The organism is Massilia hydrophila (assembly GCF_020208145.1).
Lineage (GTDB): Bacteria > Pseudomonadota > Gammaproteobacteria > Burkholderiales > Burkholderiaceae_D > Telluria > Telluria hydrophila.
Genome location: NZ_JAHYBX010000025.1, coordinates 1 through 994, shown reverse-complemented (window position 1 = coordinate 994; position 994 = coordinate 1). Strand labels below are relative to the sequence as shown.

The following is a 994-nucleotide window of genomic DNA, read 5'->3' as shown; positions in this document are numbered from 1 at the left end:
AGTGACGTCGTGTCAGCATGGATCGTACCCACTGCGCCATGTGGTCGGTCTGGCGATCCAGCCGCTGCATGTACGCCCGGGCGCATTGCACGAGCAAACGGCGCATATGCTTGTCGCCTCGCTTGCTAATGCCCAGCAGGTTGTTCTTCCCGCCCGTACTGTACTGCCGCGGCACCAACCCAATCGATGCAGCGAAGTCACGCCCGCAGCGGTACTGCTTGCCATCGCCGACCTCCGCAGCGAGCACGCTGGCTGTGATCGGCCCCACTCCCGGTATAGACATCAGGCGCTGACCGAGATCGTCATCCTGCAGCTGTCGGCCGAGTTCCTTCTCGATATCGGCAATCTGCGCGTCCAGGTACTTGAAATGGCTGTGCAATCGATCGAGCAGGGCAACCAGCCGTGCTGGCAGAGCGTGCTCTGCCAGCACGGAAGGCAGGCGGCGAATCACTGCATGTCCGGTCGGCAGACTGATGCCGAACTCCAAGAGGAATCCATGGATTTGGTTGCTTGCCTTGACTCGTTCCCGCACCAGGGATTCACGCACACGGTGCAGCGCCGACAGACATTGTTGCGCTTCGGTTTTAGGCATCACGAAGCGCATCGAAGGACGACATGCAGCTTCGCAGATGGCCTCGGCATCGATGAAGTCGTTCTTGTTACTCTTGACGAAGGGACGAACGAATTGCGGGGAGATTAGCTTGGCTTCGTGCCCAAATCGGACCAGTTGCCGTGCCATGTAGTGCGCGCCTGCGCAGGCTTCCATCACTACGGTGCACGGCCGTAGATTGGCGAGGAATTCGATCAGGTGCTTGCGGCTGAACTTCTTGCGCAGTAGAGCTTTGCCGTTCCGGTCCTGCCCATGCACATGAAAGCTGTGCTTGCCCAGGTCGATGCCGATAAGCATAACGTCTTGCATGATGGCCTCCGTCCAAAATGAAAACACCCTACAAGCTTAGTAACTTGTAGGGTGGAGGGTGACCATCTCATTAAC

The 994-nt window shown here is 58.2% G+C and carries 1 protein-coding gene; it reads right to left on the bottom strand.

Annotated features, from left to right (window positions below):
* The coding region (locus LE190_RS21310; protein WP_225240590.1) for an IS110 family RNA-guided transposase at positions 1 to 919 on the bottom strand (919 nt) is incomplete at its 3' end.
* Positions 920 to 994 lie beyond the last annotated feature (75 nt).